The sequence below is a fragment of the Bacillus sp. FSL K6-1033 genome (assembly GCF_038630765.1).
Classification (GTDB): domain Bacteria; phylum Bacillota; class Bacilli; order Bacillales; family Bacillaceae; genus Bacillus; species Bacillus altitudinis.
In genome coordinates this window covers 3,490,614-3,509,459 of the sequence record NZ_CP152041.1, presented here as the reverse complement: position 1 = coordinate 3,509,459, position 18,846 = coordinate 3,490,614, and the positions used below count along the sequence as shown (strand labels likewise).

Annotated in this window: 20 protein-coding genes; 16 read left to right on the top strand and 4 right to left on the bottom strand. The window is 43.3% G+C overall.

Features of this window, described 5'->3' with window-relative positions; translation table 11 throughout:
• Positions 1-5: 5 nt before the first annotated feature.
• From uxuA to MHH31_RS18015, 5 genes are all read left to right on the top strand, one after another.
• Positions 6-1,070: a mannonate dehydratase gene (gene uxuA / locus MHH31_RS18035; RefSeq protein WP_342495065.1), complete on the top strand. Its 1,065-nt coding sequence runs from the start codon at positions 6-8 to the stop codon at positions 1,068-1,070.
• A complete protein-coding gene (locus MHH31_RS18030; RefSeq protein ID WP_342495064.1) occupies positions 1,067-2,500 on the top strand; it encodes a glycoside hydrolase family 1 protein in 1,434 nt (477 codons plus the stop codon). The genes uxuA and MHH31_RS18030 overlap by 4 nt, the downstream gene beginning before the upstream one ends.
• Positions 2,501-2,512: 12 nt before the next feature.
• Positions 2,513-2,836, top strand: a complete 324-nt coding sequence (locus MHH31_RS18025) for a PTS sugar transporter subunit IIB (protein ID WP_008345616.1) — start codon at positions 2,513-2,515, stop codon at positions 2,834-2,836.
• 19 nt (positions 2,837-2,855) lie between these two features.
• A complete protein-coding gene (locus MHH31_RS18020) occupies positions 2,856-3,185 on the top strand; it encodes a PTS lactose/cellobiose transporter subunit IIA (RefSeq protein WP_008345614.1) in 330 nt (109 codons plus the stop codon).
• A 65-nt stretch (positions 3,186-3,250) separates the two neighbouring features.
• Positions 3,251-4,105 (top strand): polysaccharide deacetylase family protein, encoded by an 855-nt coding sequence (locus tag MHH31_RS18015; RefSeq protein WP_216942979.1) that lies wholly within the window; start codon positions 3,251-3,253, stop codon positions 4,103-4,105.
• A 956-nt stretch (positions 4,106-5,061) separates the two neighbouring features.
• On the opposite strand, the gene fosM is transcribed toward MHH31_RS18015, so the two are convergent.
• The 4 genes from fosM to MHH31_RS17995 are packed head-to-tail and all read right to left on the bottom strand — an operon-like array spanning position 5,062 to position 8,259.
• The gene (gene fosM, locus MHH31_RS18010; protein WP_342495504.1) at positions 5,062-5,505 is read right to left on the bottom strand and encodes a FosM family fosfomycin resistance protein; all 444 of its coding nucleotides are present in this window, start codon (positions 5,503-5,505) and stop codon (positions 5,062-5,064) included.
• A gap of 43 nt (positions 5,506-5,548) precedes the next feature.
• Positions 5,549-6,640, bottom strand: a complete 1,092-nt coding sequence (gene ribD / locus MHH31_RS18005) for a bifunctional diaminohydroxyphosphoribosylaminopyrimidine deaminase/5-amino-6-(5-phosphoribosylamino)uracil reductase RibD (RefSeq protein WP_058337099.1) — start codon at positions 6,638-6,640, stop codon at positions 5,549-5,551.
• Positions 6,627-7,388, bottom strand: a complete 762-nt coding sequence (locus MHH31_RS18000) for a GTP cyclohydrolase II (RefSeq protein WP_008345606.1) — start codon at positions 7,386-7,388, stop codon at positions 6,627-6,629. Before MHH31_RS18000 ends, ribD begins: the two co-directional genes overlap by 14 nt.
• Positions 7,366-8,259, bottom strand: coding sequence for a VOC family protein (locus MHH31_RS17995; RefSeq protein ID WP_342495063.1), 894 nt, complete (start codon positions 8,257-8,259; stop codon positions 7,366-7,368). Before MHH31_RS17995 ends, MHH31_RS18000 begins: the two co-directional genes overlap by 23 nt.
• 178 nt (positions 8,260-8,437) lie before the next feature.
• Between MHH31_RS17995 and MHH31_RS17990 the strand changes: the two genes are divergently transcribed.
• The 11 genes from MHH31_RS17990 to isdG all read left to right on the top strand — a co-directional run bounded on the left by MHH31_RS17990 (position 8,438) and on the right by isdG (position 18,711).
• On the top strand, positions 8,438-8,770 hold the full coding sequence (locus MHH31_RS17990; RefSeq protein WP_007497926.1) for a helix-turn-helix domain-containing protein: 333 nt from the start codon (positions 8,438-8,440) through the stop codon (positions 8,768-8,770).
• 370 nt (positions 8,771-9,140) lie between these two features.
• Positions 9,141-9,599 (top strand): NEAT domain-containing protein, encoded by a 459-nt coding sequence (locus tag MHH31_RS17985; protein WP_342495062.1) that lies wholly within the window; start codon positions 9,141-9,143, stop codon positions 9,597-9,599.
• 20 nt (positions 9,600-9,619) lie between these two features.
• Entirely contained in the window at positions 9,620-10,276 is a 657-nt protein-coding gene (isdC, locus tag MHH31_RS17980; RefSeq protein ID WP_342495061.1) for a heme uptake protein IsdC, read from the top strand.
• 19 nt (positions 10,277-10,295) lie between these two features.
• Positions 10,296-12,104: an NEAT domain-containing protein gene (locus MHH31_RS17975; RefSeq protein ID WP_342495060.1), complete on the top strand. Its 1,809-nt coding sequence runs from the start codon at positions 10,296-10,298 to the stop codon at positions 12,102-12,104.
• Positions 12,105-12,180: 76 nt separating this feature from the next.
• Positions 12,181-13,068 (top strand): heme ABC transporter substrate-binding protein IsdE, encoded by an 888-nt coding sequence (gene isdE / locus MHH31_RS17970; RefSeq protein ID WP_045033776.1) that lies wholly within the window; start codon positions 12,181-12,183, stop codon positions 13,066-13,068.
• A 33-nt stretch (positions 13,069-13,101) separates the two neighbouring features.
• Positions 13,102-14,088 carry an iron ABC transporter permease gene (locus MHH31_RS17965; protein ID WP_007497915.1) on the top strand — a complete coding sequence of 329 codons (987 nt, stop codon included), beginning with the start codon at positions 13,102-13,104 and terminating at the stop codon, positions 14,086-14,088.
• Positions 14,075-14,845, top strand: a complete 771-nt coding sequence (locus MHH31_RS17960) for an ABC transporter ATP-binding protein (protein WP_342495059.1) — start codon at positions 14,075-14,077, stop codon at positions 14,843-14,845. Before MHH31_RS17965 ends, MHH31_RS17960 begins: the two co-directional genes overlap by 14 nt.
• Positions 14,846-14,871: 26 nt before the next feature.
• Positions 14,872-15,621 carry a class B sortase gene (srtB, locus tag MHH31_RS17955; protein ID WP_342495058.1) on the top strand — a complete coding sequence of 250 codons (750 nt, stop codon included), beginning with the start codon at positions 14,872-14,874 and terminating at the stop codon, positions 15,619-15,621.
• Between the two features lie 18 nt (positions 15,622-15,639).
• Entirely contained in the window at positions 15,640-16,578 is a 939-nt protein-coding gene (locus tag MHH31_RS17950; protein ID WP_041507984.1) for an ABC transporter substrate-binding protein, read from the top strand.
• Positions 16,575-17,588: an iron ABC transporter permease gene (locus MHH31_RS17945; RefSeq protein ID WP_342495057.1), complete on the top strand. Its 1,014-nt coding sequence runs from the start codon at positions 16,575-16,577 to the stop codon at positions 17,586-17,588. Before MHH31_RS17950 ends, MHH31_RS17945 begins: the two co-directional genes overlap by 4 nt.
• Before the next feature lies 1 nt (position 17,589).
• Positions 17,590-18,711: a heme oxygenase gene (gene isdG / locus MHH31_RS17940; RefSeq protein ID WP_100324624.1), complete on the top strand. Its 1,122-nt coding sequence runs from the start codon at positions 17,590-17,592 to the stop codon at positions 18,709-18,711.
• Positions 18,712-18,846 lie beyond the last annotated feature (135 nt).

The following is an 18,846-nucleotide window of genomic DNA, read 5'->3' as shown; positions in this document are numbered from 1 at the left end:
CATGAATGAACATGCAATTTAGATGGTATGGCAAAGAAGATCCTGTCTCCCTTTCATATATTCGGCAAATTCCCGGTATGAAAGGGATTGTCAGTGCAGTCTATGATGTGCCGGCTGGTGATCTGTGGCCGGAGGAAAGTATTGCTCATTTAAAAGCGGAAATCGAACGTCACGATCTTGCTTTTGAAGTCGTAGAAAGTCTCCCGGTCCATGAAGATATTAAGCTGGGAAAGCCTAGCCGGGATGTTTATATCGAGCATTATCAAGAAAATATCCGGAGATTAGCAAGGCATGGTGTGAAGGTCATTTGTTATAACTTCATGCCAGTCCTTGATTGGACACGAACACAGCTCGATTTCCCACTAGCTGATCAATCGACGACCCTTGTTTATTTTCAGCATCAGCTTGAACAAATGGATATAGAAAAAGATCAACTGTCCTTACCAGGGTGGGATACGTCTTATACGCAGGAAGAAATGAGAAAGTTGATGGCTGCATACAGGGCATTGGGGGCGGAAGGGTTGTTTGAGAACCTAGACTATTTCTTGGGAAATATCCTTCCAGTTGCAGCGGAAGAGAACATGAGCATGGCACTGCATCCAGATGACCCTCCTTGGAACATATTTGGTCTGCCCCGCATTGTCAGTTGTGAAGAACAAATAGATCGTATCCTTCAGCTCGATGAACGCTCACAGCATGGACTGACCTTTTGTTCCGGTTCCCTAGGCTGTAATGCGAAAAATGATGTTCCTTCACTTGCGAGAAAGTATGCCAAAAAAGGGCGTATACACTTTGCTCATTTACGCAATGTCAATTTATATGAAAACGGTGATTTTGAAGAGTCGGCACACCTGTCGTCAGCAGGCAGCCTCGATATGGGAGCGATTGTGAACGCATTGTTTAAGGAAGGATTTGCTGGCTATGTCCGGCCAGATCATGGACGAATGATCTTTGGTGAGACGGGCAGACCTGGCTATGGATTATACGACCGAGCACTTGGAGCTATGTATTTACAAGGGATGTGGGAAGGACTTCAAATTCACACGAAGAAAGGTCAGGTGGCAACATGAACAAAATCGACATACCCAATGACTTTATTCTAGGTGCTGCGGCTTCTGCTTGGCAGACGGAGGGTTGGAAAGGGAAGAAACCGCATCAGGATTCGTATATAGACCTTTGGTATAAGGAGGGGTATCACGTATGGCACGAAGGATACGGACCAGCAGGAGCAACGAATTTTTACGAGCGCTATCCTGAAGATGTAGCCCTTATGAAGGAAATTGGGTTATCTCATTACCGGACATCGATCAATTGGTCGAGGTTTCTCATAGATTACGAGAATGGAATTGTAGATGAGACCTATGCTCGTTATATTGATGATTTCATCAATGAATTACTTGAAGCAGGTGTAGAGCCAATGTTTTGCTTAGAGCATTATGAGCTTCCGGCCGTTTTGATTGAAAAGTACGGCGGCTGGTCCTCTAAACATGTTGTCGAGCTGTTTGTTCTGTATGCAGAAAAGGTGTTTGAACGCTATGGAGACCGGGTCAAACATTGGTTTACCTTTAATGAACCAATTGTTGTTCAGACTCGTGTGTATCTAGATGCTATTCGTTATCCTTTCGAGCAAAATACGAAGAAATGGATGCAGTGGAACTATCATAAAGCCTTGGCGACAGCAAAAGTGGTGAAGCTTTTTCAGGAAATGGGGTTGAAGGATTCAGCTGGTGCAAAAATCGGGGTCATTCTCAATCCAGAAGTGACGTATGCGAGATCGACTGCTCCGCATGATCAAGAAGCTGCCCGCATGTATGATTTGTTTTTTAATCGCGTGTTCTTAGATCCCTCCATTAAAGGCGAGTATCCAGAAGAACTGCTTGATGTATTGAAAAAGCATGACATTTTTTTCGATGCAACGGAAGAAGAGCTTCAGCTCATTAAAGATCATACAGTCGATGTGGTCGGTCTTAATTTATACTATCCGCATCGCGTTAAGGCACCTAGCAAGGCTTGGAACGAAAACACACCGTTTCATCCATCTTATTATTACGATCTATTTGAGCTCCCAGGGAGAAAAATGAATCCATTCAGAGGCTGGGAAATCTATCCGAATATCGTCTATGATATGGGCATGAGAATAAAAGAAGAATACGGCAATATCGAGTGGTTTGTGGCTGAAAACGGTATGGGGGTCGAGCAGGAAGAGCGGTTTAAAAACGAAGACGGCATCATTGATGATCAGTACCGAATTTCATTTATCAGCCAGCATTTGAAAAAAGCCCTTCAAGCGAAAAAAGAAGGTTCAAACTGCAAGGGATATATGCTCTGGGCTTTTACGGATAATGTCTCACCGATGAATGCATTCAAGAATCGCTACGGATTAGTAGAGATCCAACTGGAGAATGAACGGAATCGTCAGATGAAAGCGTCAGGGTACTGGTTCAAAACATTAATCCAAACGAGGAAATTAAGGGATGAACCAGATGTCATTTATCAATAGGAGTGATGGGATATGAAGCGAATCATTCTCGCTTGTGCAGCAGGAATGTCGACGTCGATTGTGGTATCTAAAATGAAGGCAGCCGCAGAAGGAAAAGGGCTGGATTATGAAATTTATGCGATACCTGAAGGGGCCATTGCGGACGAATTAGAAGAGCATGGGGACGATGTAAAGGTCATTTTGCTAGGACCGCAAGTTAGCTTTATGAGAAAGGCAGCAGAAAAAACAGCGGCACCTTATCATATACCTGTCGATGTGGTAAATGTAAGATTATATGGAACAGCGAATGGAGAAAAAATTCTAGAACATGCACTGAAACTAGCAAATGAATCTTGAGCAATCGGAGGAGAAGCAGATGACGGTATTAGAGGAAATGCAGGGAGCAGCCTTTCAAATCATTGCCCATGCAGGTGAGGCACGAAGCCATTATGTAGAAGCCATTCGTCTAGCAAGAGCGGATGACTTTGAAGCAGCACAGCAGTTGATTGAAAAAGGGGAGGAAGCGTTTCGAAGCATCCATGACCTGCACTTGTCGCTGATACAAAAAGAGGCGGCAGGGGAACAGCTTCCCTTTTCTTTACTGCTCATACATGCAGAAGACCAAATGCTCACAACAGAGACCATCCATCTGCTTGCCATTGAAATGATCGAAATGTGTAAAAAAATGAATACCCTGTCAAAATAGATATCAGTTATTAACCAATTTCTGTTATAATCATTCGGTAGATAAAGAGAAAGCAGGATTGGTGAATGAAAAAAACATGTATGTGGCTTGCAGTTGGTTTAGTCATGCTGCTCATTTCGGGCTGTATGGGTACGAAACAGCAAACAGAAGGAAACCAGCAAGCCATCAAAGAGGTAAAGGGTCAAGTACAAACGAAAGAAACAACAGAAACGCAGCAAATTGAAGCGGCAGAGATAGACAAACAAAACTGGATTCAGCAAAAGGAACCCGTTGCGCTTCCAATCTTGATGTATCACAGTATTTCCAGCGGTAATTCGTTACGTGTGCCAAAAAGCGAATTTGCGGCTCATATGAAATGGCTGAAAGACAACGGCTATGTCACGCTGTCGCCGAAAGAGGCATATCAAGTTCTCGCGACCAATTCGACACCAAGTGAAAAGTATGTTCTTATCACATTTGACGATGGATATACGGATAACTACACAAAGGCATTTCCGATTTTAAAGGAATATGGAATGAAAGCCACGATTTTTATGATCGAGCAGTCCATCGGCCGTCCGCATCATTTAACCGATGCTCAAATGGATGATATGGTGGCGCATGGTATTTCAATAGAGAGTCACACCATTCATCATTTAGAGCTCAATCGTTTATCACAGAAGCAGCAGGAAGAAGAATTAAAAGGATCGAAGGTATTCTTTGACCAGCGTTTTTCTCAACAAACAATCATGGTCAGCTATCCGGTCGGTCGCTATAACGAAGACACACTGAAGCTGGCGAAGGAAGCAGGATATGAAATGGCTGTGACCACTGAACCAGGACATGCGAAAAAGGAACAAGGCATGATGTCCTTACACCGCCTGCGCATTTCACCGGGACTTTCACCCGAAAGCTTTGGCAGGCTGATAGAGGGAAATTGATCAATATTAGATCACAGATGTTTCACATGAAACATTTTACGACACGCTTCGTGGATTAAATACGATTTGTTTGAGATAAATGTATGCAGAAGGAATCAGTTTTTTATATACTGATTCTTTTTTATTTAATTAAATAAGGTCTTACAGTTGCCAATAGAAAGTAGGAGGGCTTAGAAGAAAAGTACAGGTTAAGTTATTTTGAGTGTTGTTCAGTTTATTTGATTCATTGCATAACAAAAAGCTGTATAATTTATTTGAAATAATGAAAATTCTGCATTTGAAATGAATAAGTGAGATTAAAAAATAAGCTTAACTATGGTAACAAATTGTTACTTATGGTAACATATTGTTGCACAAGTTTTTTGTTCAACTCGGACTAAGTTGAACTAGTTTTCAAACTGAAGCACGAGAGCTTCAAGGTGAATTTCTTGAACGTTCACCATACAACTGAAAAGAAATTTAATTTGGGCACTCGGCTGACTACCGTGTGCTTTTTCTATGTATAAATTTAAAATGTGAGGAATACACTGAAATAATATGAAAAAATAAAGCAGCCCTCCAAAAAACAGAAACGAGATAGAACCAGCATTACCTTGACTAGGGGTAATGAAGGTGCCGCTTTATTTTTCATTATCATCTTAAGGGTTCATTCAGAATGTTCTCTTATCTAAAATCCATATGATGAACTGGACTAGAGTTCGGATTGAATTTAAGATAAGGAACCAAAGCTTGTACTTACAGGTACAAGCTTTTTTCTTTTTGTTTTTGCGTCTTTCAACGCGTGAACGCACAAGTTTTGTTCTCAAACTGACCCCTCCTTTCTAGGCATAAAAACACCTTTAGTATGGAAGGGGGGAGGACTATCGTTTGCAACACGTTTCTATGTATATTTTACCATCTTTCCTATTTAATGACGAATAGCACCTTGTTGTTTCCTCTCTGTTTTTCTTTGCGTTTCATTCAAAAAACTCTATATGTGTTTTCTCTAGTTTGTAATAATCCAATCGATCTTTCAAGGTTCCTGTATGAAATTCAAATTTATGTCCATCAGAGTCTGTGAAATAAATCGACTTCTGATCTCTTTCGTCTCTTGGCCGGCTTGGTAAGATGTTGACGTTCAAATCTTTTAGTTTGTTATACATTGGATCTACATCCTCCTCATCAATAGAAAAAGCGATGTGTGTGTAAGAGTGATGGATGTCTTGACGAGGAATGTCTTTTTCTACATTGAGGGCAAGCCACAGGCCGTTCAAATCGAAGTAAGCTGTCGTTCTGCCCTTTGTTAACAATTTGGCATTAAAGACCTTTGTGTAAAAATCAATAGATGTCTCTAAATCAGAAACAGAAAATAATAAATGGTTTATTCCTTTGATGTTCAATTTAATCACCTCAAATTCAATGATGAGAAAAAAGCTTGCAGACTCAATCTACAAGCTTTGTTGTTTATTGATAAACAGGATAACCCGTTATCTTTATATCTTTTCCGAGTGGTTCAAGAGAGAGTTGATCCAGTTCAATTGCATCACTCATGAGGCGTATGCCTTCGCCTCCGAAAAAAGAAGGAGAGAGTCGTCCGCCAATGAGCTTGGGCGCCATGTAGATGACGAGTTTATCGACAAGCTGCTGTTCTAAAAATGAGGCATTGATTTGTCCGCCGCCTTCAATCATCAGGGAGGAGATATTTCTTTCTCCAAGCACTTGAAGTACTTCTTGTAAGGGCACCCGGGTATCGCTATCCGTCATGATGACGCTGACGCCAGCTGCTTCTAAAGCGGCTCGTTTTTCTTCATCGGCTTGTTTTGTTGTAAAGATCCATGTTGGCGCCATTTGATCTGTGACCACCTTTGCTGTCAGCGGGATAGACAGCTTAGAGTCTAAGACAATTCGAATTGGATGATGACCGTTTGGAATCCGTGCTGTTAATGAAGGATCGTCGTGAATGACGGTTTGCGCACCGACCAAGATGGCATCGTTGATACTGCGAATGTGATGTGCATCATAACGGGACGTCTCTGATGTAATCCACTTGCTGTCAGACGTAGCAGATGCAATTTTTCCGTCTAACGTAATGCCCGCTTTGAGCGTCACGAAAGGTGTTTTTTTCGTAATAAAGTGATTAAATACTTCATTCATCAGAATGGATTCCTGTTCAAGTACGCCCGTGATAACTTGTATGCCAGCGTCTTGTAAAATGGCAATCCCGCGGCCAGCGACCAGCGGATTCGGATCAAGTGCCGCCACGACAACAGTTTCGACGCCAGCTTTCACAAGTGCTTCAGCGCATGGGCCTGTGCGGCCATGGTGGGAACAAGGCTCTAGTGTCACATAGATCGTGGCACCTTTTGCCTTATCTCCAGCCATTTTGAGCGCATGGATTTCTGCATGTGGTTCGCCGGCCTTCATATGCGCCCCGACCCCAACAATTTCATTTTCTCGCACAATCACAGCTCCTACGAGCGGATTGGGAGATGTCTGACCTTTCATTGCTTCGGCATTTTCAAGGGCTAGTTTCATATATCGCTCATGATGTGGCAATCGTACGCACCTCTTGATCCGCCTTCATATGACCTGAGCGGTTAATTTTTGTCTGCAAGTATTTCTCATTGAACTCAGAGACATCACCCCAAAGTGGAATCCGTCCAGAAAGAGAAAGGCCTGCATGACTGATAGCATCGGTCTTTTTCGGATTATTGGTAATAAGTCTGACTGGTTTTGTACGCAATGTTTGAAGAACAGCAATCGCTTCTTCATATTGACGTGTATCATCTTCAAAGCCCAGTGCTTCGTTTGCTTCTACTGTATCGTAGCCGTTTTCTTGCAAGATGTAGGCCATGGCTTTACTGAAAAGACCGATCCCGCGTCCTTCATGGTTGGCTAAATAAAACAGTGCGCCTGCTCCATTGTCCTCAATCATTCGCATAGACTGTTTCAATTGGAACCCGCAATCGCAGCGTTTGCTACCGAAAATATCGCCGGTGTGGCAGATGGAATGCATGCGGATCAGCGCTTCATCAGCATGTTCGAAATCTCCGTAAACAAGGACACTTGATTGCTGGTGATCTGCAAGCTCACGGGAGGAAAGGCTTTCGATTAAAGCTTCATCTGATAATGGTTCTTTCCCGTCATCTTTTAACCATGAATACCAGTTAAACATGACCGTTCTACCGTCTAAATTCACTGGCAGTTTAATAGGTCCAGTGATATATATAAATCCGTCTTCTTGCTGTACTCGTTTGATTTTATCTTTTAAAATGGCTGTTTTAACCTCTGTGTGTTTGTCCATATTCTGCACCTTCTTTTTTGTCTGTTTCTTCAATCTGTAAACGAACGAGAACGCCAAATGGATCAATAAATTCGTTACTTTTTCCTGTCGTGTTCATGTGAATGCCTGCTTTTGTCAGACGTTCGACGACGGATGTTCTATCTTCTTCTTTTGGGAAAACCAGTGTATAGCTTCTAATTCCTGAAAAACGTGGATCAATGGCTCCTTTTCTCCCGCGTCCCCATGCATTAAAGGCAAGGTGGTGATGATAGACGCCACCAGCAATGAATAAGCTGGCTGGGGGAGCCATTCGGATATGAAAACCGAGCGTGTTCACATAAAAGGAATCGGCTTCTTCTGGGTTGAGATGGAAATGCAAGTGTCCCATGACTGTACCAGCCGGGAGTCCTTCCCAGGTGGAATCAGCGGCTTCTTGCAGGAGACCATCTCCATCAAGCGGAGCATTTCCGCCACCTTTCACTTCTCCATGCTCACCTACCCATATGTCCTGAGGACGATCAGCATAAATTTCGACGCCGATGCCATCTGGATCACTTAAATAAATGGCTTCACTGAAAAAGTGATCGCTTGCTCCAATTAAAGGATAGCCTTTTTTGATCACATGCGCCAGCCATGTGCCCAGGTTTTTTCTGGTAGGTAATAAAACCGCAAAATGATAAAGTCCTGGCTCATGATCCGGCTTCTCTTTCAGCTGCACATCTTCTTTCAGCACAAGGATTGGTTCCTTTGCGTTGCTGCCAAGCGTGACAGTAGAATCCGTCTGTTCTAATAAAGTAAAACCTAAAATGTCTGTATAAAAAGGCAAAGAACGCTCAAAGCTGGACACATGTAATTCTGTTACACCTAATCTTACCTGCTCTATTGTATTCAAAGCTCGGTCATCTCCTTCATGTTATATGCATCTGCATGTTCAATGGTTTATTGAAAATTGATAAAATGATTACCTTGTTACTTTTAGTAACTAAACTATATAATAGTTAGTGACTTATTTCAAGTAATTAATTATGTTATAATGAAAAAAAGTAGAGAAAAACAGGAGGGAGTAAAGTATGGCTCAAGTAGATGGCTGCCCAATTACAGATGCCATGGAGATTTTAGGGAAGAAGTGGGTGATTCTGATCATCAATCAGCTTTTGACAGGGCCAAAACGTTTTTGTCAGCTAGAAAATGAAATGAACATCAGCGGACGGTTATTATCAGAAAGGCTGAAAGATTTAGAAGCTGAAGGCCTTGTTGAGAAAAAAGTATATCCCGACATTCCCGTGCGGATTGAATATGAACTAACAGAACAAGGAAAGAAAATTGAACCAGTCATACGGGAAATGTATGCTTGGTCTTTAGAGCGAAAAAATAGTGAAAAGGGTGAACATGTCCCTTCTTAATCGATTTCGATCAGTGTCCCTGATCGATTTTTTTTGTGATTTTCCAGAAATCTAAGTCAATAGTATGAAAAATGATGTTGACAATAATTTCATTCATCATATAATATCAAGGAGAAGAGGGTTCTTTTCCCTGTAATGGAATGGGGAGGTTATGCCATGGTATCATGAATGGGACAGATTACCTAAACCGTGTATCACTACATCATGTAGCAACAGACATCTTTGACTTGTCAAAAGCAAAGATTTATTTTTTGGTCTCTATTGATAATGATTATCATAATCATTTATGAGTGTGATTCATACGCTGATAAAGGTTATTTTTTTTATTATCTATTGAGAATAATTATCAATATCAATTAGGAGGATATATATGAAATCACTTCGTTCAGCATCACACGTCTTATTATTCTTTAGCTTTGTTCTATTGTTTGCTCTAGCCCCGGTTAGCTCTGCCTCAGCAGCAGGCTTAGCAGATGGTCAATATTCAGCACAATATGTGGTATGGAAAGCAGACAGTGATTCAACGTCAACAGCAAATACGTATTTTGAAAAACCAGCTAAGCTTGTTGTGAAGGACGGAAAAATCAAAGCGCAAGTCACGTTAACGAACAGCTCTTGGATTACAAGCTTTAAAACATTGGATCAAGGTGTCTACAAAGATGCGAAGGTGATCAGTACAAACACAGCTGCTAATAAGAGAACGGTAGAGTTCAATGTCAACAGCCTGACAGATGTTGTACCAGCTAAAGTGAGTGTGACTGTACCGGTCATTGGATATACAGGCAATTACGATATTCGCGTCAAGTTTGATGTAGCAACTGTTCAATAAAAAGGGAGGAAATTCGTTTGATGAAAAAATGGATTAGGATGCCAGCCTTTGTGGCTGCATTATTGCTGGCACTTATACTGCCTTTTTCAAATGCACAGGCTGCTTCATTAAATGATGGTACATACTCCGTCAATTACACTGTGATGAAGGCCGAAGGAACTGCAGTTTCGATGGCAAATGATTACTGGCTGAAGCCGGCAAAAGTGATCGTGAAAAATGGCAAGCTGACTGTGCAAATGACCATTAAAAACAGCAGCTGGGTAACGGAATTTAAAGTGCCGGGAAATGGCAGCTATGTCGATACGACGGTTCTATCAACGAATAAGAAAGCCAATACAAGGCTTGTCCAATTCCAAGCACAGAGTTTGTCTAAACCAATCAAGTCAAAAATCCATGTCACAGTCAAATCGGCTGATTATGATCACGACTATACCATCCAGCTGAAATTCGATGAAAGCAGCATCAAGTCACTTTCTTCTGACAGTTCAAAAGAAACAGCAGGTGCAGCAAAACATCAAGAATCATCAAAAGAAACAACCAAAACAACTGATTCATCCACCAAAACAAAACAAGAAGAAAATCCTCAAACTGGTGATACAAGCCAGATGGGATGGCTCCTTGTGCTTGTCTTATGTTCAGGCGGGTTTTTAGCGAGAAAGTGGATCATCAAGCATTAACGGAAGGAAGTGTCATCTTTTGAAACGTCTTTTTCATCTACAGACAGCTATTCTGCTCGTTTTATTCAGTTTGTTGACTGCGTTTCAGCTACCTCAAGGAACGGCTCAGGCGGCATCATTGGTTGATGGTGAATATACGGCCGGATTCACCATTTTAAAAAATGGCAGCACTGAAGCATCCATGATGGATACGTATACAGAAAAGCCAGCCAAGCTCGTCATCGAAAATGGCAAGACGACTGCCTATCTTACGCTGAAGCAAAGCAAAGAAATCACAGATTTCAAGGTCGAACAAAATGGCTCTCTCGTCACCACTGAAACGGTCAGTGAAGATGAGACAGCGAATACGCGTGTGATCAAATTTGATGTAGCCGATGTATCAGCCAAATTAAATGGCTGGGTCAAAATTTACTGGGACTTAGGCGGCTTTATTTATGATGAGGCGTATGACGTACAGATCGCTTTCGATCAGAGCAGTCTCACACTTGTCGCGCCTGCGAAGCCAGACGATAGTGAAACAATACCAGATGATCAAAACGGTACGACGCCAGGCGACAGTGAAACAACACCAGATGATCAAAGTGGTACGACACCAGGTGACAGCGAAACAAAGCCGGATGATCAAAGCGGCACAACACCAGACGATCAGCCGGAAACGCCAGACAATAACAACGGCACAACACCAGTTGATTCACCGCAGAACCAATTAAAAGATGGTGTGTATCGTATCAACTACAGTGTACTGAAGGGCGATGAGGATGTGGCATCTCGAATGAGCCAATACTTCTCACATCCAGCATCGTTAACCGTTAAAAATGGAACGCAAACCGTTTCCTTTACGGTGAAGGATCATACGTCAGTTGATTCTTTGAAAATAGAGAAAAACGGTTCTTATCAAGAAGTGAAAAACGTGAGCACAGATCAAGCAAAGAACACAAGAGTGGTTTCATTTGAAGTGTCTGATCTGAAAAAAGCAGTTAACGGAAAAGTACACATTGTGGTAGCAGCCGCTCACTATGATCAAACGTACGATATTCGTTTTCAATTTGATTCAAAAAGTATCGTTCCACTGAAGGACGGTCAAATAGAGGAAGAAACACCGGCTACACCAGAAACACCAAAACCAAATAAACCAGCACCAGACACAACGAACGGCGGAACGAATCAAGAGACAGTTCAGCTAAAAGACGGGGTGTACAAGCTTCCTTTTTCAATGAAGAAAGCAGACAAAGATGAGCTTTCTCGCATGAACGATTACGTCGTGAGCCCTGCGACATTGGTGGTGAAAAATGGCCGCCATTTCGTTTCATACACTGTGAAGAACAGCTCAGCCATCACGTCGTTCCAAGTAGGAACCGGCGGTAAATTTGAAGAGACGCTAGTTGCAAAGGCTGATCAAAAAGCAGATACACGAGTGATTCAATATGAAGCAAAAAGTTTAAGCAGTGATCAGGCAGCACGCGTAAAAATTGACATTCCAGCTGCAAATTATCATGAGCAGTATGATGTCAAACTTGTTTATGATACGAAAGGCATCGCAAGTGGTGAAGGAAGCGGAATTGCGACGGTGATCGGAGATGATGAGAGCATCGGCTTTGTGAAAAATCCGAATGATCACGATTCTCAACCAAGCCAGCTTGTGAATCTCGCCCCTGAGGAAACGGGTGCAGAGCAGATGACCTTTACGCCATCAGATGACCAAACCAAGTCTGAGACAGGTCAGATGAACCCAAAAACAGGAGATACTTCACTTCTTTGGGTGTACATTCTTTTATTCGGCGGATCACTATTCGTGCTCGTCAGAAAGTATCAAACTCGTACAAGATAAAGAATCTATGTTAAGTGAGGTGCGCCATTCATCTCGGCGCATCCACTTCCTTTTTTTCGAAAGGAGGCTTCTGTTTTTGAAGCATCGAATGTTATGTACCCTGATCACGGCTCTATGTGTGTGCGTCTTCTTAGCAGGCTGCTCACAATCAGCTGAAAGCTCAGCGAAAGGCAAAAAAAGCGCAGCATCAAATGCCCGCATTGTGGCAACGACTGTAGCTGCTGCTGAGATCATGGATGCGCTAGAGGTGGATCTTGTCGGGGTGCCAACAAGCCAAAAATCCTTGCCGGCTCGATACAAAGGACTCCCAGCAGTCGGTAACCCAATGAGCCCAGACATGGAAATCATCCAATCACTTCAACCGACAGATGTCCTGTCTGTCACGACCCTTCAATATGATTTAGAAACGCCTTTTCAACAAGCTTCTGTCCCTGCGACATACCTCAACCTTGAGAGCCTGGACAAGATGGAGAACGCCATCACAAAGCTTGGAGAAAAATATGATAGAAAGACACAAGCGAAACGCATTGTGGATGATTTTGAACAAAAAAAGAAAGACATACAAGAGAGAACGAAGGGAAAGACGAAGCCATCCGTTCTCATTTTGCTTGGTGTACCAGGCAGTTATTTAGTGGCAACAGAGAATTCGTATATCGGTGATCTTGTGCGTATTGCAGGAGGAAAGAACATCGTAAAAGGTGAGAAAATGGAGTATTTGGCATCCAATACGGAGTATTTACAAAAAGCCAATCCAGATATCATTCTCCGAGCCGCACATGGGATGCCGGATGAAGTCGTCAAAATGTTTGATCAAGAATTTAAAACAAATGACATCTGGAAACATTTCCATGCGGTCAAACAAGACCGGGTGTACGACCTCGAAGAAAGCTTATTCGGGACAACAGGCAACTTAAAGGCAGCAGAGGCATTAGATGAATTGACTCGTATGTTGTATCCGTCATAAGCGGCGAATCTTAATGATAAAAGGACGTTCAAGATGAAAAAAACAGGGATTTTATTTCTGATAGTCAGTCTCTTACTAGCCGGCGTATTTATTTATTCCGCCATTACGGGGAGCATTCATGTTACACCAATTGAATTATTGGAAGGGCTTATGACCGGTCAACATGCACAGGTAGAAATCATTAAAGATTTAAGAATCCCCCGCATGCTCATTGCGATGTTTACAGGTGCGGCTTTATCTGTCTCCGGTGTCCTCTTGCAGTCTGTGATGAGGAATCCATTAGCAGATGCCGGTGTTATTGGTATTTCATCGGGAGCTAGCTTCTTTTCTTTAATGGCAATTACAGCGCTTCCTCAATTTTATTTCTACTCTCCTTTATTTTCAGTTTTAGGCGGGGCAATTGCCTGCTTCCTCGTATACGTGTTGTCTTGGAAAGGCGGCTTAAGCCCGATTCGAATGATTTTGGTGGGGATCGCCATCAATGCCATGTTTACAGGGATGGCAGAAGCGTTTGTGACCATTTGCAGCTATTTCAATATCACCATTAATCAGTCTGGACAGTCGAATCTGACGATGAAAACGTGGGGAGATGTCCGTTTAATCGGTGTCTATGGCGTCATTGGGCTTGTGGTTGCGCTTTTCTTTAGCAGATGGTGTAACTTGCTTGCCCTTCAAGATAAAACGGCGAAAAACTTAGGATTGCGTGTGACCAGAATGCGCCTTTTGATTTCAATCACGGCGGTGTTATTAGCAGCGGTGACTGCTGCGGTAGCGGGCGTGATTGCCTTTGTCGGCTTGCTCATTCCCCATATCTCTAGAAGGCTCGTCGGCTCGGACCATCGGGTACTGATTCCATTTTCTGCGTTAAGCGGGGCCTTGCTCATTTTGACGGCTGATACGCTCGGCAGAACGCTTGTGGCACCAAATGAAATCCCTGCTTCTACAATCATGGCTGTCATTGGCGGGCCGTTTCTGATCTTTTTATTAAGAAGGGGGGATCGTCTGCATGGACATTCGTGAGGTGTCGTTTTCCTATGATCGGCAGAGGGATATTGTACAATCGGTCACTACAAAGATTGAAAAGGGGAAAATCACCACCATTATCGGTCCAAATGGCTCGGGCAAATCCACCTTACTTTCTTTGATGGCACATAACCATTGTCCACATAAAGGACAGATTCACTTAGATGGACAAGAGCTGAATGCGTTCAAGCCAAGGGAACTCGCGAGAAAGCTGGCAGTCGTACATCAGCAAAATGAAGCGCCGCTCGATTTGACGATCGAACGAGTCGTGGCATTTGGGAGAACGCCGTACCAAACGATGCGCGGCAGTGACAAGGAAGAGGATGAGAAAGCAATTGAGTGGGCACTGTCCTGTACAAAGCTGACGGATAAGCGAAAGGTGCCTCTCGCCTCATTGTCAGGCGGAGAACGGCAACGTGTATGGATTGCGATGGCTTTAGCGCAAAAAACACCGATCCTTTTCTTAGATGAACCGACGACTTATTTGGATATGTATTATCAATTTGACATTCTGGAGCTCATTCGAGAGCTCAATGTCGAGCATGGATTAACCATCGTGATGGTCCTGCACGATATGAATCAGGCGATTCGCTATAGTGATATCATCATCGCCATGAAAGATGGACAAATTATTCGCGAAGGACGGCCAAATGCTGTGTTAACAGAAGAGATGGTGCGGCACATTTATCATGTGTCCGTCACAATTAAGCAGGATGCAGAAACAGGGATGTATATCGTGCCTGTAGGCATATAAGTTGTGCAAAAAGCAGGTGAGACAGTGTGAAACGAGGGAAAAGAATCGGGCAGCGAATGCTGACGATCGTCTGTTTAGGTGTTTTTCTATATAGCGGTACTGCCATTGGCTTGGAGCTCTTTGGCAATTATCAAAATCGTCAGGTGCTTGCAAAGGCTCAGACACTTTACACACACGAGGATGGAATAAAACAGCGAAAACCTGGAGAAATCCGTCAGTCATTTGATGATTTGCGAAAGGTGAATCAAGACATTGTCGGTTGGATTGATATGAAGGACACGATGATTCAGTATCCAATTGTTCAGTCAAACGATAATGCATTCTATTTAACTCGTAATTATGTAAAGGATGACACACGGGCAGGCAGTATCTTTATGGATTATCGTAATGACGTCTTGCATGAAAGTCCCAATACAGTGTTATACGGTCATCGGATGAGGGATGGGTCTATGTTTGCTGGTCTCACAAACTATTTGAAAAAAGATTTCTTCCAAGATCATCGCACATTTCAGTACGATACGCTGTACCAAAGCTATGAAGCAGAGATTTTTGCTGTGTATGAGACGACAGTCGATTTCGATTATATTCAGACTGATTTTCAGGATCTTGGTGAATATGCGCACTACTTGCAAGCTGTGCGTAAGAAGTCCATCTATCAAACGAAAACAGACGTATCCACAGATGACTTGATTCTCACATTATCGACCTGTGATCACGTGCTGGCACCTAAAAACAAGCGTCTCGTGGTACAGGCGAAGCTAAAGAAAGTTTACTAGAAAAGGAGAGACAGACGGTTGAAATGTTTACATGTGATTTGGGCAGGACTCGTTGTCGTGCTTCTCCTCGGCGGATGCAGCCAGGCGGCGCCTGTCGAGAATGGGAGCAAGCAAGGTGCGCTCAACATTCAGGATTTTGCCGGCAGAACATTATCGTTTCATGAATCACCTGAACGGATTGTCTCGTTGTCAACTGGCGACATGAGCATCATTTATGCCTTAGGTGGCCAGGTGGTCGGCCGGCCAACTGCCGAATTGCCAGACAATCTACAAAAGGCAAAGTCCGTACAATCAATTGGCACAACCCATCAATTTGATGTCGAGCTGATCACGAGTTTAAAGCCCGATGTGGTGCTTGGGAATGAATCATTAAACAGCAAGGATATCTCTACTATAGAAGGAATTGGTTCACAGCTTCTTTTGACAAGTGCCAACTCAGTGAAGGACATCCAGCGTCAAGTTACTTTATTTGGTGATTTACTTGGAAAACAGCAAAAGGCCAAAGCACTCAATGCTCAAATCGATCAGCGGATCAAGCAAGTGAAGCAGCCTGAGAAAAAAGTAAAGACACTCGTTGTATATGGTGCGCCCGGCACATATATGGCGGCACTTCCACAATCTTTAAGCGGTGATCTGTTGCGGATCGCTGGTGGTGCGAATATTGCTGAAAATGAACCAGCACTCGAGAAGTTTCCGCAGTATGCACAAATCAATGCAGAAAAGGTAATCGAGGCCGATCCAGATCTCATTTTGCTGATGACACACAGCAATCCTGAAGATGTCAAAGCAGGCTTTATGAGTGAAATGAAGCAAAATGCGGCGTGGCACGATGTATCAGCTGTCAAAAATGGACACGTTGAGATTCTGCCAAGTGACCTATTTGGGACAAATCCAGGCGCAGAAGTCATCAGAGCGATCGATGAATTAGAGAAGAAATTGAAGCGATTGTCATCATGAAGATGAATGCAGAACTAGATTTTCAAAAAAGGCAGTCAAGACGAAAATGGCTGTTACCAGGATTGTTTCTCTCTTTATGTGTGGGCGTCTGTCTAGGACTTGCGGTAGGTTCTGTCCAATTATCGCTGACGGATTTAATGTCTGTCTTCACGGGATCAGGTCTGCCTGTTCATGAAAAAATTGTCATGGATTTACGGCTTCCCCGTGTGCTCATTGGTTTTCTCGTTGGGGCCTGTCTCGCGGCATCAGGGGCGATTTTACAAGGAGTTGTCCGAAATCCACTTGCTGACCCTGGGATCATTGGTGTGACTGCGGGCGGCGGGTTAGCTGCTGTACTCAGCATGATTGTTCTCCCGCAATTCACGTATTTGCTTCCGGCAGCTGCTTTTCTGGGCGCCTTATTAGCAGCTCTTGTCGTGTATATGCTGTCATTTGATCAAGGGGTTTCCCCGCTTAAATTGATCTTGGCAGGTGTTGCCGTCAATGCCCTGCTTGGTGCGGTGATGAATGGGTTTATGGTGCTTTATAGTGAGCGTGTGCAGGCTGTTTTGCCTTTTCTATCAGGGGGGTTAAACGGACGGAGCTGGCATCATCTTAGCTTTGTGTCGCCATATGCGCTGGCTGGATTATGTCTTTGTTTTTTCGCCATTAAACCGTCCAATCTCCTTTTGCTTGGTGATGAATCGGCTCAGCTATTGGGCCTTCGAGTAGAGCGGACTCGATTTTTTCTCATTGCGCTGGCCGCTCTTTTAGCTGGAGCGGCTGTCAGTGTCAGCGGTTTAATTGGATTTGTCGGACTTGTGGTGCCTCATTTTATCCGTCTTTTAATCGGAGATGATTACCGGTATTTGCTGCCGATTTCAATGCTTGGAGGGGGCGTGCTTGTGGTCTTTGCCGATACAGCGGCACGGGTCTGGTTTACACCGGTTGAATTGCCTGTAGGGATTTTGCTTGCCTGCATCGGTGCACCTTTCTTCCTCTATTTATTAAAACAGAAAGGGAGGGGTTAAGATGGATGTCATTGCAATGGATGACGTGAGTCTCAGTCAAGGCGGCTTTCGGCTGTCTTCCATTTCAGCAGCTGTTCCTAAAGGGAGTGTAACCGGAATCATTGGCCCGAATGGGTCAGGTAAGTCAACTTTTATCAAAGCGGCCGCACGACTGACCTCAATCGAAAGCGGCATGATTTACATTCACGACATCCCGCAAAAAGAGATGACGGCACAGGAGATCGCCAAGGAGGTGGCGGTTCTCATGCAAACAAGAACCGCCATTCCATCGATGACAGTACGTGAGCTGGTCGCACTTGGACGCAGCCCGCACCGTTCCATCTGGAAAAAAAGCAGTACGTCAGATCATGAAGCGATTGAGTGGGCGCTTGAAGTGACGAATAGCCGCATCAATGAAAACAGAATGCTTCATACATTGTCAGGCGGAGAAAGACAAAAGGCATATATTGCAATGGCACTGGCTCAGAAGACAGAGACCATCATTCTAGATGAGCCAACCACTTATTTAGACATTGCGCATCAGCTTGAATTACTGGAGCTGCTCAAACAGCTGAATCAAACACATGGCATCACCATTTTAATGGTTCTCCATGACTTGCAGCAGGCCGCAAAATATTGTGACCGTCTCATTGCTATGAAGCGAGGTCAGGTGCATCAAATTGGCTCACCAAAAGAAGTGTTAACAGAAGACTTTTTCAAGGAGGTTTTTGGGATTCAGGCAGAGGTTCACTTAGACGGTGAGCATCCACTCATTATCCCAATCGCCTCCATTCAACAACAAAAGGGAGATGAACCAAACATGATTATTGTAAATAACCAAGTAAGAGTAGAAAAAGGCAGTGCCGACCACCTTGTTAAACGGTTTAACAAGCAGGGACAAGTAGAATTTATGGAAGGCTTTTTAGGTATGGAAGTATGGGTCACTCAGCAGACAACTGATTACGATGAAGTAACCATTCACACCCGCTGGAATCGAAAAGAAGATTTTGTGAATTGGACAAAATCTCAGGCATTTGGTGATGCGCATGCTCATGGAAAGGCGAAACCTGAAGGCCTGTTAAAAAACAAAATTACGTACTATGAAGTGCAAGTCACAAGACCCGCTTTACAGAAAAAAGCCTAAATATTCAAAAGCGCTGCAGCGAAGAAGCAGCGCTATTTTTTTTGTGATTGTCTCTTTCCGTCACATATTTTTGACAAAGTATTCAAACAACTGACACAATCCTATCCAAATTTTAGGTAAAATTTACTTTATTTT

Excerpts from the sequence above, each read along its gene's own strand:
- uxuA (WP_342495065.1), top strand. The coding sequence starts at position 6 with ATGAACATGCAATTTAGATGGTATGGCAAAGAAGATCCTGTCTCCCTT.
- MHH31_RS18030 (WP_342495064.1), top strand. The coding sequence starts at position 1,067 with ATGAACAAAATCGACATACCCAATGACTTTATTCTAGGTGCTGCGGCT.
- MHH31_RS18025 (WP_008345616.1), top strand. The coding sequence starts at position 2,513 with ATGAAGCGAATCATTCTCGCTTGTGCAGCAGGAATGTCGACGTCGATT.
- MHH31_RS18020 (WP_008345614.1), top strand. The coding sequence starts at position 2,856 with ATGACGGTATTAGAGGAAATGCAGGGAGCAGCCTTTCAAATCATTGCC.
- MHH31_RS18015 (WP_216942979.1), top strand. The coding sequence starts at position 3,251 with ATGAAAAAAACATGTATGTGGCTTGCAGTTGGTTTAGTCATGCTGCTC.
- MHH31_RS18000 (WP_008345606.1), bottom strand. The coding sequence starts at position 7,388 with ATGGACAAACACACAGAGGTTAAAACAGCCATTTTAAAAGATAAAATC.
- MHH31_RS17990 (WP_007497926.1), top strand. The coding sequence starts at position 8,438 with ATGGCTCAAGTAGATGGCTGCCCAATTACAGATGCCATGGAGATTTTA.
- MHH31_RS17985 (WP_342495062.1), top strand. The coding sequence starts at position 9,141 with ATGAAATCACTTCGTTCAGCATCACACGTCTTATTATTCTTTAGCTTT.
- isdC (WP_342495061.1), top strand. The coding sequence starts at position 9,620 with ATGAAAAAATGGATTAGGATGCCAGCCTTTGTGGCTGCATTATTGCTG.
- MHH31_RS17965 (WP_007497915.1), top strand. The coding sequence starts at position 13,102 with ATGAAAAAAACAGGGATTTTATTTCTGATAGTCAGTCTCTTACTAGCC.
- MHH31_RS17960 (WP_342495059.1), top strand. The coding sequence starts at position 14,075 with ATGGACATTCGTGAGGTGTCGTTTTCCTATGATCGGCAGAGGGATATT.
- MHH31_RS17945 (WP_342495057.1), top strand. The coding sequence starts at position 16,575 with ATGAAGATGAATGCAGAACTAGATTTTCAAAAAAGGCAGTCAAGACGA.
- isdG (WP_100324624.1), top strand. The coding sequence starts at position 17,590 with ATGGATGTCATTGCAATGGATGACGTGAGTCTCAGTCAAGGCGGCTTT.